The 13,793-nt window shown below is 70.1% G+C and carries 11 protein-coding genes; all 11 read left to right on the forward strand.

Annotated features, from left to right (window positions below; genetic code table 11):
- Positions 1 to 33: 33 nt before the first annotated feature.
- The 11 genes from DEJ17_RS00185 to infB all read left to right on the forward strand — a co-directional run bounded on the left by DEJ17_RS00185 (position 34) and on the right by infB (position 13,709).
- A complete protein-coding gene (locus DEJ17_RS00185; RefSeq protein WP_110891546.1) occupies positions 34 to 543 on the forward strand; it encodes an OsmC family protein in 510 nt (169 codons plus the stop codon).
- Positions 544 to 549: 6 nt separating this feature from the next.
- Positions 550 to 1,521, forward strand: coding sequence for an FKBP-type peptidyl-prolyl cis-trans isomerase (locus DEJ17_RS00190; RefSeq protein ID WP_110891547.1), 972 nt, complete (start codon positions 550 to 552; stop codon positions 1,519 to 1,521).
- A gap of 59 nt (positions 1,522 to 1,580) precedes the next feature.
- A complete protein-coding gene (gene dxr / locus DEJ17_RS00195; RefSeq protein ID WP_110891725.1) occupies positions 1,581 to 2,666 on the forward strand; it encodes a 1-deoxy-D-xylulose-5-phosphate reductoisomerase in 1,086 nt (361 codons plus the stop codon).
- A gap of 124 nt (positions 2,667 to 2,790) precedes the next feature.
- On the forward strand, positions 2,791 to 4,119 hold the full coding sequence (locus DEJ17_RS00200; RefSeq protein WP_181420964.1) for an RIP metalloprotease: 1,329 nt from the start codon (positions 2,791 to 2,793) through the stop codon (positions 4,117 to 4,119).
- Positions 4,120 to 4,145: 26 nt separating this feature from the next.
- Positions 4,146 to 5,624, forward strand: a complete 1,479-nt coding sequence (locus tag DEJ17_RS00205; protein WP_110891549.1) for a cytosine permease — start codon at positions 4,146 to 4,148, stop codon at positions 5,622 to 5,624.
- Positions 5,621 to 6,181: a cysteine hydrolase family protein gene (locus tag DEJ17_RS00210; protein ID WP_110891550.1), complete on the forward strand. Its 561-nt coding sequence runs from the start codon at positions 5,621 to 5,623 to the stop codon at positions 6,179 to 6,181. The genes DEJ17_RS00205 and DEJ17_RS00210 overlap by 4 nt, the downstream gene beginning before the upstream one ends.
- A gap of 56 nt (positions 6,182 to 6,237) precedes the next feature.
- Positions 6,238 to 7,392: a flavodoxin-dependent (E)-4-hydroxy-3-methylbut-2-enyl-diphosphate synthase gene (gene ispG / locus DEJ17_RS00215; RefSeq protein WP_171907786.1), complete on the forward strand. Its 1,155-nt coding sequence runs from the start codon at positions 6,238 to 6,240 to the stop codon at positions 7,390 to 7,392.
- Between the two features lie 119 nt (positions 7,393 to 7,511).
- Positions 7,512 to 9,263, forward strand: coding sequence for a proline--tRNA ligase (locus DEJ17_RS00220; RefSeq protein WP_110891551.1), 1,752 nt, complete (start codon positions 7,512 to 7,514; stop codon positions 9,261 to 9,263).
- A 143-nt stretch (positions 9,264 to 9,406) separates the two neighbouring features.
- The gene (gene nusA / locus DEJ17_RS00225; RefSeq protein ID WP_110891552.1) at positions 9,407 to 10,402 is read left to right on the forward strand and encodes a transcription termination factor NusA; all 996 of its coding nucleotides are present in this window, start codon (positions 9,407 to 9,409) and stop codon (positions 10,400 to 10,402) included.
- A gap of 68 nt (positions 10,403 to 10,470) precedes the next feature.
- Positions 10,471 to 10,782, forward strand: coding sequence for a YlxR family protein (locus tag DEJ17_RS00230; protein ID WP_110891553.1), 312 nt, complete (start codon positions 10,471 to 10,473; stop codon positions 10,780 to 10,782).
- 74 nt (positions 10,783 to 10,856) lie between these two features.
- Positions 10,857 to 13,709, forward strand: coding sequence for a translation initiation factor IF-2 (gene infB / locus DEJ17_RS00235; RefSeq protein WP_110891554.1), 2,853 nt, complete (start codon positions 10,857 to 10,859; stop codon positions 13,707 to 13,709).
- Positions 13,710 to 13,793: the final 84 nt, after the last annotated feature.

Raw genomic sequence — 13,793 nt, forward strand, 5'->3', positions numbered from 1 at the left:
CCGCCATGCTAGCCAAGGCGAAGGGGCGCACCCGTGCACGACCACTCCTACGAGGTCTCCGTCAGCTGGACCGGTGACCGCGGGACCGGCACCTCCGGGTACCGCGACTACGGCCGCGAGCACGTCGTCTCGGCGACCGGCAAGCCCGACGTCCCCGGCTCTGCCGACCCGACGTTCCGCGGGGACCGAGACCGCTGGAACCCCGAGGAGATGGTGGTGGCGGCGCTGGCCCAGTGCCACATGCTCAGCTACCTGCACGTCGCGGTGTCGAAGGGCTTCACCGTCGTGGACTACCAGGACACCGCGACCGCGTCGCTCCGCCTGAACCACGACGGTTCGGGGGAACTGACCGAGGCGACCCTGCACCCGGTCGTGACGATCCTCGAGGCCGACCGGGTCGCGGACGCCGAAGCCGCACACGTCACCGCCAACGAGCTCTGCTTCATCGCGCGATCCGTGTCGTTCCCGGTGCACCACGAGCCGCAGCTGGTCGTCCGACCTGCGCCATTGGCAGGGGACTCTTCGACAGGTGGGGCAGACTAGGTCCTCGTGAAGCGTCTCCGCCTGCTCCCGATCGCCATCGTCCCCGCCGTCGTGCTGGGACTCGCCGCCTGCTCCGGCTCCGGTTCGAACGGGTCCTCGCCCTCGCCGACCCCGTCGGCCAGTGCCACGGCCTCGGCGATCACCTCCTGCCCCGACCCGGGCAAGTCGTCCGACGCCGTCAAGGCGACCGGGTCGTTCGGTGGACCGAAGGCCCCGACCGTGAAGTTCGCGTCCGGCCTGTCCGCGAAGACGCCGCAGGCAACCCGTCTCGTGAAGGGCAAGGGCGCGGCGCTCGACGAGGGCGACTACGCGCAGGTGTCCTACAGCGTGTACGAGGCATCGGACGCCAAGAAGCTCGGCACCGTCGGCTTCGACGAGGGGAACCCGCAGGTGTTGTCCGTCGGTGGGTCGGGCTTCGGCGCGCTCCTCGCCTGCTCGAAGGTGGGCGACCGGGTCGCCGCGGTCGGACAGTCCTCGGCACTCGGCTTCAACACCGGCGGTGAGATCGTCGTGGTCGCCGACGTCGTCGCGCAGACCCCGACCAAGGCGACCGGCACCCCGCAGGACCAGGACCCGGGCCTGCCCACGGTCAAGGACAAGGCCTCGGGCGAGCCGGAGATCACGGTCCCCGACGGCGTGAAGGCGCCCATGAAGACCACGGTCGAGGTGCTCAAGCAGGGCGACGGCACCGAGATCGCCGACGGCGACACCGCCCTCGTGCAGTACAAGGGCGTCGTCTACGACACCGGCAAGGAGTTCGACTCCTCGTGGTCGAAGGGCGTCCCGACGACCTTCACCGTCTCGGAGAGCGCACTCATCAAGGGCTTCGTCACCGGGCTCGTCGGGCAGAAGGTCGGCTCACAGGTCCTGATCGTCGCCACGCCGGAGGATGCCTACGGCGCCAACCCACAAGAGGGCTCGGGCATCCCGAAGAACGCCACGCTCGTCTTCGTGGTCGACATCCTCGCCAAGGGCTGACCGTGACGGACCGCGGCGGCGACCTCCTCGGCAGCACCGGTCCGGACCGCGACACCGACGTGGGCCGCAGGCGCCGGATCGTCGTCCTCGGCAGCACCGGCTCGATCGGCACCCAGGCGCTCGACGTGGTCGCCCGCAACCCCGACCGGTTCGAGGTCGTCGGGCTCACCGCCGGCAGCAACCGCGACCTCGTCGCCGAGCAGGCCGCCCGGTTCGGCGTCCGCGACACGGCGTTCGGCGCGGCCGACTCGGAGCAGCTCGTCCGGAGCGTCCAGGCCGACGTCGTCCTGAACGGCATCACCGGCTCGGTCGGCCTCGGTCCGACGCTCGCGGCACTCGAGAGCGGCGCGACCCTCGCCCTCGCGAACAAGGAGAGCCTGATCGTCGGTGGCTCCCTCGTGCAGCAGGCCGCGGCACCCGGGCAGATCGTGCCGGTCGACAGCGAGCACTCCGCGATCGCGCAGGCCCTGCGCTCCGGCGCCGGCACCGAGGTGCAGCGACTCGTCCTCACCGCGAGCGGCGGCCCGTTCCGTGGTCGCACCCGCGAGCAGCTCCGCGACGTCACCCCCGCCCAGGCACTGGCCCACCCCACCTGGGACATGGGACTCGTCGTCACGACGAACTCCGCGACCCTGGTCAACAAGGGCCTCGAGGTCATCGAGGCACACCTGCTCTTCGACGTGCCGTACGACCGCATCGACGTCACCGTGCACGCGCAGTCGATCGTGCACTCGATGGTGGAGTTCGTCGACGGTTCCACGATCGCCCAGGCATCGCCGCCGGACATGCGCCTGCCGATCGCGCTCGGCCTGGCCTGGCCCGACCGGGTACCCGGTGTCGGTGTCCCACTCGACTGGACGACCGCGAGCACGTGGACGTTCGAGCCCCTCGACCAGGACGCCTTCGGTGCGGTCGCCCTCGCGAAACGCGTCGGCGAACTCGGCGGGACGTTCCCGGCCGTGTTCAACGCCGCCAACGAGCAGGCCGTCGCCGCGTTCCACGCCGGCGCGATCGCATTCCTCGACGTCGTCGACACGGTCGAGCGCATCGTCGAGGAGCACACCGCGGGGGAGCCGTCACTCGACGGCGTGCTCGCGGCGGAGCAGTGGGCCCGCGCCGCTGCGGACCGAGCGCTGACCCGCTGACGCGAGTCGCGCCTCCCGTCCGACGCGGAGGCGGCAGACCGCGGACGGCGACGGTCGGGAGGCCCGGCTCGCCTCTCAGACGGCGCTCGGCCCCGTCATGGAATCAGTCCCGTACTCTTTCCCGGTGACCGTCGAATCCGTCCTGCTCTTCGTCCTCGGCGTGGTCGTCTTCATCATCGGCCTGCTGGTCTCGATCGGACTCCACGAGCTGGGGCACCTGTCCTTCGCGAAGCTCTTCAACGTGAAGGTGACGCAGTACTCGCTGGGCTTCGGCAAGGCGATGTGGTCGTTCAAGCGGGGTGAGACCGAGTACGGGATCCGTCCGATCCTGCTGGGTGGCTACATCTCGATGGTCGGCATGCTGAAGCCGCGCTCTTCTGGCCGCGCGATCACGAACACGGGCATGTACAGCGCGTTCGTGCAGGACGCCCGTCAGGCCAGTGCCGAGCAGATCGCCGACTCCGGTGGCGACGACTCCCGGGCGTTCTACCGCCTGACGCCGTGGAAGCGGATCATCGTGATGGTCGCGGGCCCGGCGATGAACCTGGTGATCGGCATCGTGTTGTTCGGCGTGCTGCTGTGCGGGTTCGGGGCGCCGACCACGACCTTCACGTCGAGCGTCCGGTGCGTACTGCCGAACAGCCAGACGACCGAGTGCTCGCCCGGCGACGCGGTGTCCCCGGCGAAGCAGGCGGGAATCGAGTCCGGCGACGTCGTGCTGTCGGTCAACGGCGAGCAGGACCCCACGATCACCCGGGTCTCGCAGGTCTTCCAGGAATCGGCCGGTGAGCAGGTCACCGTGGTGGTCCAGCGTGACGGCGCCCGCAAGACCCTCGAGATCACCCCGACCACCGCCACCCGTGACGTCTACGACGCCGAGGGCAAGGTCGTGCAGAACGACGACGGCACCACGAAGACCCAGCGCGTCGGCGTGGTCGGTGTCAGCATCGGGCAGTCCCTGGTGCGGCAGTCCCCGGCCGAGGTCCTGCCCGCGACCGGCGCCCAGATCGCGGCGTCGGCGCACCTGATCATCGACCTGCCGCAGCGCCTGGTCGCGGTGTGGAACGCCGCGTTCGGTGCCCAGGAGCGGTCGCAGGACAGTCCCGTGTCGGTGGTCGGCGTCGGTCGCGCGATCGGCGAGGTCTCGTCGATGAGCGGCGTCCCGGTCGTCGACAAGGCGTACACGATCCTCGGGCTGCTGGCCTCGCTGAACATCGGCCTGTTCGTGCTGAACATGGTGCCGCTGCTGCCGCTCGACGGTGGGCACATCGCCGGTGCGCTCTGGGAGGCGATCAAACGGCGCTCCTTCAAGCTCGTCGGCAAGGCGGACCCGGGGCCCATCGACCTGGCGAAGACGATGCCCCTGACCATGGTCGTCGTGGTGCTCCTGGCGGGCATGAGTGCCCTGCTCATCTACGCCGACATAGTTCGTCCGGTGAACCTCTTCGGGTAGGGCCGACGAGCCACTACGCTCAGCGCATGAGCACAGCCGCCACGAACCCGCCCGAGGTTCGCGCCGTCGAACGCCAGGGTCTCGACGTCATCGCCGAGTCCGACCGGAAGGGCACCCCGCGCGGGCTGTTCTGGCCGTGGTTCGCCGCCAACATCTCCGTCCTCGGCCTGAGCTACGGCTCCTTCGTCCTCGGCTTCGGCATCTCGCTGGCCCAGGCGACGATCGTCTCGGTCATCGGGGTGGTGTTCTCGTTCCTGCTGTGCGGCGTCGTCGCGATCGCCGGCAAACGCGGGTCCGCGCCGACGATGGTGCTGAGCCGCGCGGCCTTCGGGGTCCGCGGCAACCGGGTGCCGTCGTTCCTCAGCTGGGTCCTCACCGTCGGGTGGGAGACCTCGCTCGCCGCGCTGGCCGTCCTGGCGACCTCGACGGTGTTCACCGAGCTCGGCTGGGACGGCGGGGTGCTGACGAAGATCGTCGCGCTCGTCGTGGTCGCCGCACTGATCGTCGGAGCCGGCATCGCCGGGTTCGACGTCATCATGCGCCTGCAGACCGTGATCACCGTCGTCACCGCCGTGTTGACCGTCGTCTACATCGTGCTCGCCGCGCCGACGATCGACTTCGCAGCGCTCGGTGCCCTCCCGTCTGGCAGCGGGCAGAACGTCATCGGGGCGCTCGTCCTCGTGATGACCGGGTTCGGACTCGGCTGGGTGAACGCCGCCGCTGACTACTCGCGGTACCTGCCACGGAACGCCTCGACGGGCGGTGTCGTCGGCTGGACGACGTTCGGCGGTGCCCTCGCACCGGCAGTCCTCGTGGTGATCGGCGTGATGCTGGCGGGGTCGTCGCCGGACCTGAACGACGCGATCGGAGCCGACCCGATCGGCGCGCTCACGACGGTGCTCCCCGTCTGGTTCCTCATCCCGTTCGCGATCGTGGCGATCCTCGGGCTCGTCGGGGGAGCCGTCCTCGACATCTACTCGTCGGGCCTCGCACTGCTGAGCGTTGGCGTGAAGATCTCGCGTCCGGCGGCCGCGGGCGTCGACGGCGTGATCATGGTCGCCGGTGCCGTCTACGTCGCCTTCTTCGCGCAGGACTTCATCTCGCCGTTCCAGGCCTTCCTCGTGACCCTCGGCGTCCCGATCGCCGCGTGGGCCGGGATCTTCGTCGCCGACGTGCTGCTCCGTCGACGCGCCTACGCCGAGGCCGAGCTGGACGACCGCCGCGGGCGCTACGGCGATGTCCGATGGCTTCCGATCGCGCTCGTCGTGCTCGGTACCGTGCTCGGGTGGGGCCTCGTGACGAACACCTACGGCGTCCCCGCCTGGCTCAACTGGCAGGGCTACCTGCTCGGCCCGTTCGGCCTCGGCGGCCGCGAGGGGCCCTGGGCGTACGCGAACCTCGGCGTCCTCGTCGCCCTGGTCGTCGGGTTCCTCGGCACGCTGCTGTTCGCGCGCGGGTCGATCCGCCGTCAGGAAGCACTCGGTAACCCGGGCGACCTGCGATGAGCGCTGCGATCCCCGACGACGCCTGGCTCGTCGTCATCGACATGCAGCAGGTCTTCACCGGCGAGAACCCGTGGGCCGCACCGCGGTACGACCACGCCGGCGCCGGCGTCGAGCGGCTCCTGCCGCGGTTCACGGGCCGCACGGTGTTCACCCGCTTCGTGGCACCGGCGCAGCCCGAGGGCGCGTGGGTGCCGTACTACCGCGACTGGCCCTTCGCACTGGTCCCGGACGCCGACCCGCTGTACGCGCTCACCGAGCCGTTCGCGTCGGCCGCCGCGGACCGGAACGACCCCGTCGTGACGGAGCCGACCTTCGGCAAGTGGGGGACGAGCCTCCAGGCCGTCGTCGGCGACCACCCGCACCTGGTCCTGGCGGGGGTCTCGACCGACTGCTGCGTGCTGTCGACCGCGCTGGCGGCGGCCGACGCCGGTGCGACGGTGACGGTCGTGGCCGACGCCTGCGCCGGTGGGACCGACGAGGACCACGACCGCGCGCTCGCGGTGATGCGGCTCTACGCCCCGATCATCACGGTCGTGGACTCGGTCGGGGACCTCTGAACGGACCCACGGGGACCGGACCCGGCACGGTCAGACCGAGCGCGTAGAGTGCTCACGTGCCCGCAGTCAACCTCGGTATGCCCAAGTCCCCCGAAACCCTCGCTCCGCGTCGCAAGTCGCGGCAGATCCGGGTCGGCAAGGTGCTCGTGGGCGGCGACGCCCCGGTGTCCGTGCAGTCGATGACCACGACGCAGACGACGAACATCAACGCGACGCTGCAGCAGATCGCCGAGCTCACGGCCTCGGGCTGCGACATCGTCCGGGTCGCCGTGCCCACGCAGGACGACGCCGACGCGCTGGCGATCATCGCGAAGAAGTCGCAGATCCCCGTGATCGCCGACATCCACTTCCAGCCGAAGTACGTCTTCCAGGCGATCGACGCCGGCTGTGCCGCCGTCCGCGTCAACCCGGGCAACATCCGCAAGTTCGACGACCAGGTCGGTGCGATCGCCAAGGCCGCCAAGGACGCCGGCGTCTCGCTCCGCATCGGCGTCAACGCCGGGTCGCTCGAGCCGAGCCTGCTGCAGAAGTACGGGAAGGCCACCCCCGAGGCGCTCGTCGAGTCCGCCGTGTGGGAAGCCTCCCTGTTCGAGGAGCACGACTTCCACGACTTCAAGATCTCGGTCAAGCACAACGACCCGATCGTCATGGTGAAGGCCTACCGCCAGCTCGCTGCGGCCGGCGACTGGCCGCTGCACCTCGGCGTGACCGAGGCCGGGCCGGAGTTCCAGGGCACCATCAAGAGCGCCACCGCGTTCGGCATCCTGCTGGCCGAGGGCATCGGCGACACCATCCGCGTGTCGCTCTCCGCCCCGCCCGCGCAAGAGGTCAAGGTCGGCCTGCAGATCCTGCAGTCGCTGAACCTGCGTGAGCGCAAGCTCGAGATCGTCTCCTGCCCGAGCTGCGGTCGCGCGCAGGTCGATGTCTACCAGCTCGCGAACGACGTCACCAAGGGGCTCGAGGGCATGACCGTCCCGCTCCGAGTCGCCGTCATGGGCTGCGTCGTGAACGGTCCGGGCGAGGCACGCGAGGCCGACCTGGGCGTCGCCTCGGGCAACGGCAAGGGGCAGATCTTCGTCAAGGGCCAGGTCGTCAAGACCGTGCCCGAGGCCGAGATCGTCCAGACCCTCATCAACGAGGCCAACCGCATCGCGGACGAGATGGGTCCGGCCGCCGCCACGGGCACGCCCCAGGTGATCATGGCGCCGTGAGCGCGACCACCCTCCGGACCGGAGGCCCGGTGCCAGCTGGCGCCGGGCCTCCTGTCCGTCGTCGTGGGCGCTCTGGCGCCGGGGGCGCGTGCTCGCTGCCCCGCCACTAGGCTTGCCCCGTGGTCACACGGCTTTCGCATCTGTTCCTCCGTACGCTCCGCGACGACCCCTCCGACGCCGAGGTGACGAGCCACAAGCTGCTCGTCCGCGCCGGGTACGTCCGTCGCCAGTCCCCGGGGATCTTCGCCTGGCTGCCGCTCGGACTCCGGGTGCGCGCCAAGATCGAGGCGATCATCCGCGACGAGATGGTCGCGGCCGGTGCGCAGGAGGTCCTGCTGCCGGCACTCCTGCCGCGTGAGCCGTACGAGGCGACGAACCGCTGGACCGAGTACGGCGACGGCATGTTCCGCCTGCAGGACCGCAAGGGTTCCGACTACCTGCTCGCGCCCACGCACGAGGAGATGTTCGCGCTCCTGGTGAAGGACCTGTACTCGTCGTACAAGGACCTGCCGGTGACGCTGTTCCAGATCCAGGACAAGTACCGCGACGAGGCCCGGCCCCGCGCCGGACTCCTGCGCGGCCGCGAGTTCACCATGAAGGACGCGTACTCGTTCGACCTCACCGACGAGGGCCTCGAGCGCAGCTACCAGGTCATGCGCGACGCGTACGAGAAGATCTTCGCCCGCCTCGGCCTCGACTACGTGATCGTCAAGGCCGACGCCGGTGCCATGGGCGGCTCCAAGTCCGAGGAGTTCCTGCACCCGATCGGCGTCGGCGAGGACACCTTCGTCCGCAGCGCCGGCGGCTACGCGGCCAACGTCGAGGCGTACGTCACCCCCGTCCCGGAGTCGCTGCCGATCGAGGGCCAGCCCGAGCCCGTGCTGCTGCCGGCGTCGGACACCCCGACGATCGACACGCTGGTCGCCCACGCGAACCAGGTCGCGCCGCGCGAGGGTGCCCCGTGGACCGCGGCCGACACGCTGAAGAACGTGGTCCTGGCGCTCACCCACCTCGACGGCACGCGCGAGGTCGTGGTCGTCGGCCTGCCCGGTGACCGCGACGTCGACCTGAAGCGCGCCGAGGTGTCGTTCGCCCCGGCCGAGGTCGAGGCCGCCGGCGACGACGACTTCAAGAAGCACCGGGGCCTGGTGAAGGGCTACATCGGCCCGCAGGTCCTCGGCGCCGACAGCGCCACCGGCATCCGCTACTTCGTCGACCCCCGTGTGGTCGACGGCACGAGCTGGATCACCGGCGCCAACGAGCGCGGCGTGCACGTCTCCGGCCTCGTCGCCGGCCGTGACTTCGTGGCCGACGGTGTCGTGGAGGTCTCCGACGTCCGCGCCGGTGACCCGTCCCCGGACGGTTCCGGTCCGCTCGAGACCGCGCGCGGCATGGAGATCGGGCACGTCTTCCAGCTCGGTCGCAAGTACGCCGAGGCGCTCGGTCTCAAGGTGCAGGACGAGAACGGCAAGCTCGCGACGGTCACGATGGGCTCGTACGGCATCGGCGTGACCCGCATCCTCGCGATCCTGGCCGAGTCGCACAACGACGAGAAGGGCCTGGTCTGGCCGAAGAACGTCGCACCGTTCGACGTGCACATCGTCGCCACCGGCCGTGACCAGGTCGCCTACGACCTGGCGGCCTCCGTCGTCGCCGAGCTCGAGGGCGAGCGGTTCGACGTGCTGTACGACGACCGCCCGAAGGTCTCGCCCGGCGTGAAGCTCCGCGACGCCGAACTGCTCGGCATGCCGATCGTCGTCGTCGCCGGCCGCGGCGCCGCCGACGGCGTCGTCGAGCTGTGGGACCGTGCGACCGGCGACCGCCGCGACGTGCCGGTGGCCGACCTGCTCGACGCGGTCCGCGCGATCTAGACGCGACCCCTGACGGACAGCAGGCCCGTGGCGACGCCGCCACGGGCCTCCTGTCCGTCTCCTGGTTCTGGGGTAGGCTTGTGGCCGACTTCTGCGCAGTTCCACCCCGCAGGAGCGACTCATCTGAATACGGAGGCACCTCGGTGAAGATCGATCTCGCAGTCCTGCGACTCATGGAGCGCGAGCGGGAGATCCCGTTCGACGAGCTCGTCCAGATCATCGAATCTGCCATCCTGACCGCCTACCAGAAGCACGCCGACGAGAACGGCGAGCCGGCCCACGCGCAGTCGCGTGTGGAGCTCGACCGCAAGTCCGGCGAGGTCAGCGTCTACGTCCCCGAGCTCGACGACGAGGGCACGGTCATCGGCGAAGCCGTCGACCAGCCGAGCGACTTCGGACGCATCGCGGCCTTCGCGGCGAAGCAGGTCATCAACCAGCGCCTGCGTGACATCGGCGACGACAAGATCCTCGGCGAGTTCCGTGGCAAGGAAGGCGACATCGTCGCGGGTGTGGTCCAGCAGGGCCCGAACCCGAAGATGGTGCACGTCGACCTCGGCACGATCGAGGCGATCCTGCCGCCCGAAGAGCAGGTGCCGGGGGAGTCCTACACGCACGGTTCCCGCATCCGCGTCTACGTGACGAGCGTCGCCCGCGGCAACAAGGGCCCGCAGATCACCGTGTCGCGCACCCACCCGGGCCTGGTCCGGAAGCTCTTCGCGCTCGAGGTCCCGGAGATCGCGTCCGGTGTCGTCGAGATCACCTCGCTCGCCCGCGAGGCCGGCCACCGCACGAAGATCGCCGTCAAGGCGAACGAGCCCGGCGTGAACGCGAAGGGTGCCTGCATCGGCGAGCTGGGCGCACGTGTCCGTGCGGTCACGAACGAGCTCGGTGCCGAGAAGATCGACATCGTCGACTACTCGTCCGACCTGGCGTCGTTCGTCGCGAGCGCGCTGTCGCCGGCCAAGGTGACGAGTGCGTTCGTGCTCGACGCCTCGACGAAGGCCGTCCGCGCGCTCGTGCCGGACTACCAGCTGTCGCTCGCGATCGGTAAGGAAGGGCAGAACGCCCGCCTCGCCGCGAAGCTCACCGGTGCCCGCATCGACATCCAGCCGGACTCCATCCTGGACGGCGAGGACTAGGACGATTTCGCTCCCGGCGCGCCCTGCGAGGGCGCGCCGGATCGCGCACGTCCGAGGCAAGGAGTAGAGTGGTTCCCGTCAGAACGTGCATCGGCAGTCGTCGTCGCGCTTCCCGATCCTCCCTCCTCCGAATCGTCGCCCTGAGCGATGGCCGTGTCGTGGCGGATCCGAAGGCAGTCATGCCGGGCCGGGGAGCGTGGCTCACACCGACCGTCGATGCCTACGATCTGGCCGTCAAGCGCAGGGCTTTCCGCCGTGCGCTCCGGTTGGATCGCGATCCCGACACGTCCGCGGTGCTCGACCACATCGTCGGTCTCCCACAGGAACCGGCCGAGCGCCCGGACATGACAGAACAGGCTGAACGGCTTATGGACAACTGATGAGCGGCTCGAAATGAGACCCGTCATCCATTGAGTCCTGCCCCTTCACGGGGTGGGACCCGTGAAGGAGAACAGTGGCTAAACCACGCGTACACGAGATCGCAAGCGAACTCGGCGTCGACAGCAAGACCGCACTCGAGAAGCTCAAGGAGCTCGGCGAGTTCGTCCGGGGTGCCAGCTCGAGCATCGAGCCCCCCGTGGCACGGAAGCTCCGTGCCGCCCTCCAGGCAGACGGCGCCCCCGCGGCGAAGCCCGCCGCCTCGGCCTCCGCGCCGAGCGCACCTGCCAAGGCCAGCGCGCCGAAGTCGAGTGCACCCAAGCCCGGCGGCCCCCGTCCGGGTCCGGTTCGTCCGGCACCGGCTCCCGAGCCCGAGGCCCCGGCAGCACCCGCTGCCGACGTGCCCGCGCCGGCCGCACCGAAGTCCGTCGCCCAGCGACAGGCCGAGGCCGAGGCCGCGCAGAAGGCCCGCGCCGAGAAGCAGGCCGCTGAGAAGCAGGCCGCCGAGCAGGCAGGCGGGTCGACCGACGCTGCTCCGAAGTCCGACGCCGTGAAGCCGGGCACCAGCCCGAAGGCTCCCGCGGCGGCCGGTCCGAAGCCGGGCGGCCCCAAGCCCGGCGCACGTCCGGGCAACAACCCGTACTCGTCGAACCAGGGCATGGGCTCGCGCCCGCCGCGCCCCGGCAACAACCCGTACTCGTCCAACCAGGGCATGGGCCAGCGCCCGGCCGCCGGCGCAGCCGGTGGCGGTGGCATCCCGCGTCCGCAGCCCCCGCGTCCGGGCACGCCCCGTCCGGGTGCTCCGCGTCCGGGTGGCCCCGGTCAGGGCAACCGTCCCAACGGCTTCGGGCAGCGCCCAGGCCAGGGTGGTGGCCGTGGCGGCCCCGGTGCCCGTCCGGGTGCCGGCGGCGGTGCCGGTGGCGGCTTCCCGCGTCCGGCCTTCAGCGGCCCGCGTCCCGCCGGTGGCGGTGGCCGTGGTCGTGGCCCCGGTGGTGGTACCGCCGGTGCGTTCGGTCGCGGTGGCGGCAAGAGCCGTGCCCGCAAGTCGAAGCGGACGAAGCGCGCCGAGTACGAGATGCGTCAGGCACCGTCGCTCGGCGGTGTGCAGGTCCCTCGCGGCGACGGCAACACGGTCGTCCGACTCCGTCGTGGTGCGAGCATCTCGGACTTCGCGGACAAGATCGACGCCATGCCCGGCAACCTCGTGACGGTGCTGTTCCACCTCGGTGAGATGGCGACCGCGACCGAGTCGCTGGACGAGGCCACGTTCGAGGTCCTCGGTGACGAGCTGGGCTACAAGATCCAGATCGTCTCGCCCGAGGACGAGGACAAGGAGCTCCTCGAGGGCTTCGACATCGACCTCGACGCAGAACTCGAGGACGAAGACGACGACGTGCTGCAGCAGCGGCCGCCGGTGGTCACCGTCATGGGTCACGTCGACCACGGCAAGACCCGCCTCCTCGACGCGATCCGCAACTCGAAGGTCGTCGAGGGCGAGGCCGGTGGCATCACCCAGCACATCGGTGCCTACCAGATCGTCGCGCAGCACGAGGGCATCGACCGCCCGATCACCTTCATCGACACCCCGGGTCACGAAGCCTTCACGGCCATGCGTGCCCGCGGTGCCCAGGTGACGGACATCGCGATCCTCGTGGTCGCGGCGGACGACGGCATCATGCCCCAGACCATCGAGGCGTTGAACCACGCGCAGTCGGCCGGTGTGCCGATCGTCGTCGCGGTCAACAAGATCGACAAGGAAGGCGCGAACCCCGCCAAGGTCCGCCAGCAGCTCACCGAGTACAACCTGGTGGCCGAGGAGTACGGCGGCGACGTCATGTTCGTCGACGTGTCGGCGCGGCAGAACATCGGCATCCAGGAGCTCCTGGACGCCGTGCTGCTCACCGCGGACGCCGGTCTCGACCTGCGTGCGAACCCCGACAAGGACGCACGTGGTGTGGCGATCGAAGCCCGGCTCGACAAGGGTCGCGGTGCAGTCGCCACGGTCCTCATCCAGTCCGGCACGCTCCACGTCGGTGACGCCATCGTGGCGGGGACGGCGTACGGCCGTGTCCGTGCGATGACGGACGAGAACGGCACCGCGGTCAAGGCCGCGACGCCGAGCCGCCCGGTCCAGGTGCAGGGTCTGTCCTCGGTGCCCCGCGCCGGTGACACCTTCCTCGTCACGGAAGAAGACCGCACGGCCCGTCAGATCGCTGAGAAGCGTGAAGCGGCCGAGCGCAACGCCCTGCTGGCGAAGTCGCGCAAGCGCATCTCGCTCGAGGACTTCACCCGTGCTCTCGAAGAGGGCAAGGTCGAGTCGCTCAACCTCATCATCAAGGGTGACGTCTCCGGTGCCGTCGAGGCACTCGAGCAGTCGCTCCTGGACATCGAGGTCGACGACAGCGTCCAGCTCCGCATCCTGCACCGCGGTGTCGGTGCGATCACCGAGTCGGACATCGACCTCGCCACGATCGACAACGCCATCGTCATCGGCTTCAACGTCCGTCCGGACGTCAAGGCCCGTGAGCGTGCGGCGCGCGAAGGCATCGACGTGCGCTTCTACTCGGTCATCTACAACGCACTCGACGACATCGAGCAGTCCCTCAAGGGCATGCTCAAGCCCGAGTACGAAGAGGTCCAGTCGGGCGTCGCGGAGATCCGCGAGGTGTTCCGTTCCTCGAAGTTCGGCAACATCGCGGGTGTCATCGTCCGCTCCGGCACGATCACGCGCAACGCCAAGGCGCGCGTCATCCGCGAGGGTGTGGTGATCGCCGATGGCCTGGCCATCGAGTCGCTGCGTCGCTTCAAGGACGACGTCACCGAGGTCCGCACGGACTTCGAAGCCGGTATCGGTCTGGGCAAGTTCAACGACATCCAGATCGGCGACGAGGTCGAGACGACCGAACTCGTCGAGAAGCCGCGCGACTGATCGCGTGACTCCTCTGGGCCCCGGCCTCCCCACGCGGGAGGCCGGGGCCCGACCCCTTTCCCACGCAGGACCACCGGCGGGAAG

The organism is Curtobacterium sp. MCSS17_011, from assembly GCF_003224275.1.
GTDB lineage: Bacteria > Actinomycetota > Actinomycetes > Actinomycetales > Microbacteriaceae > Curtobacterium.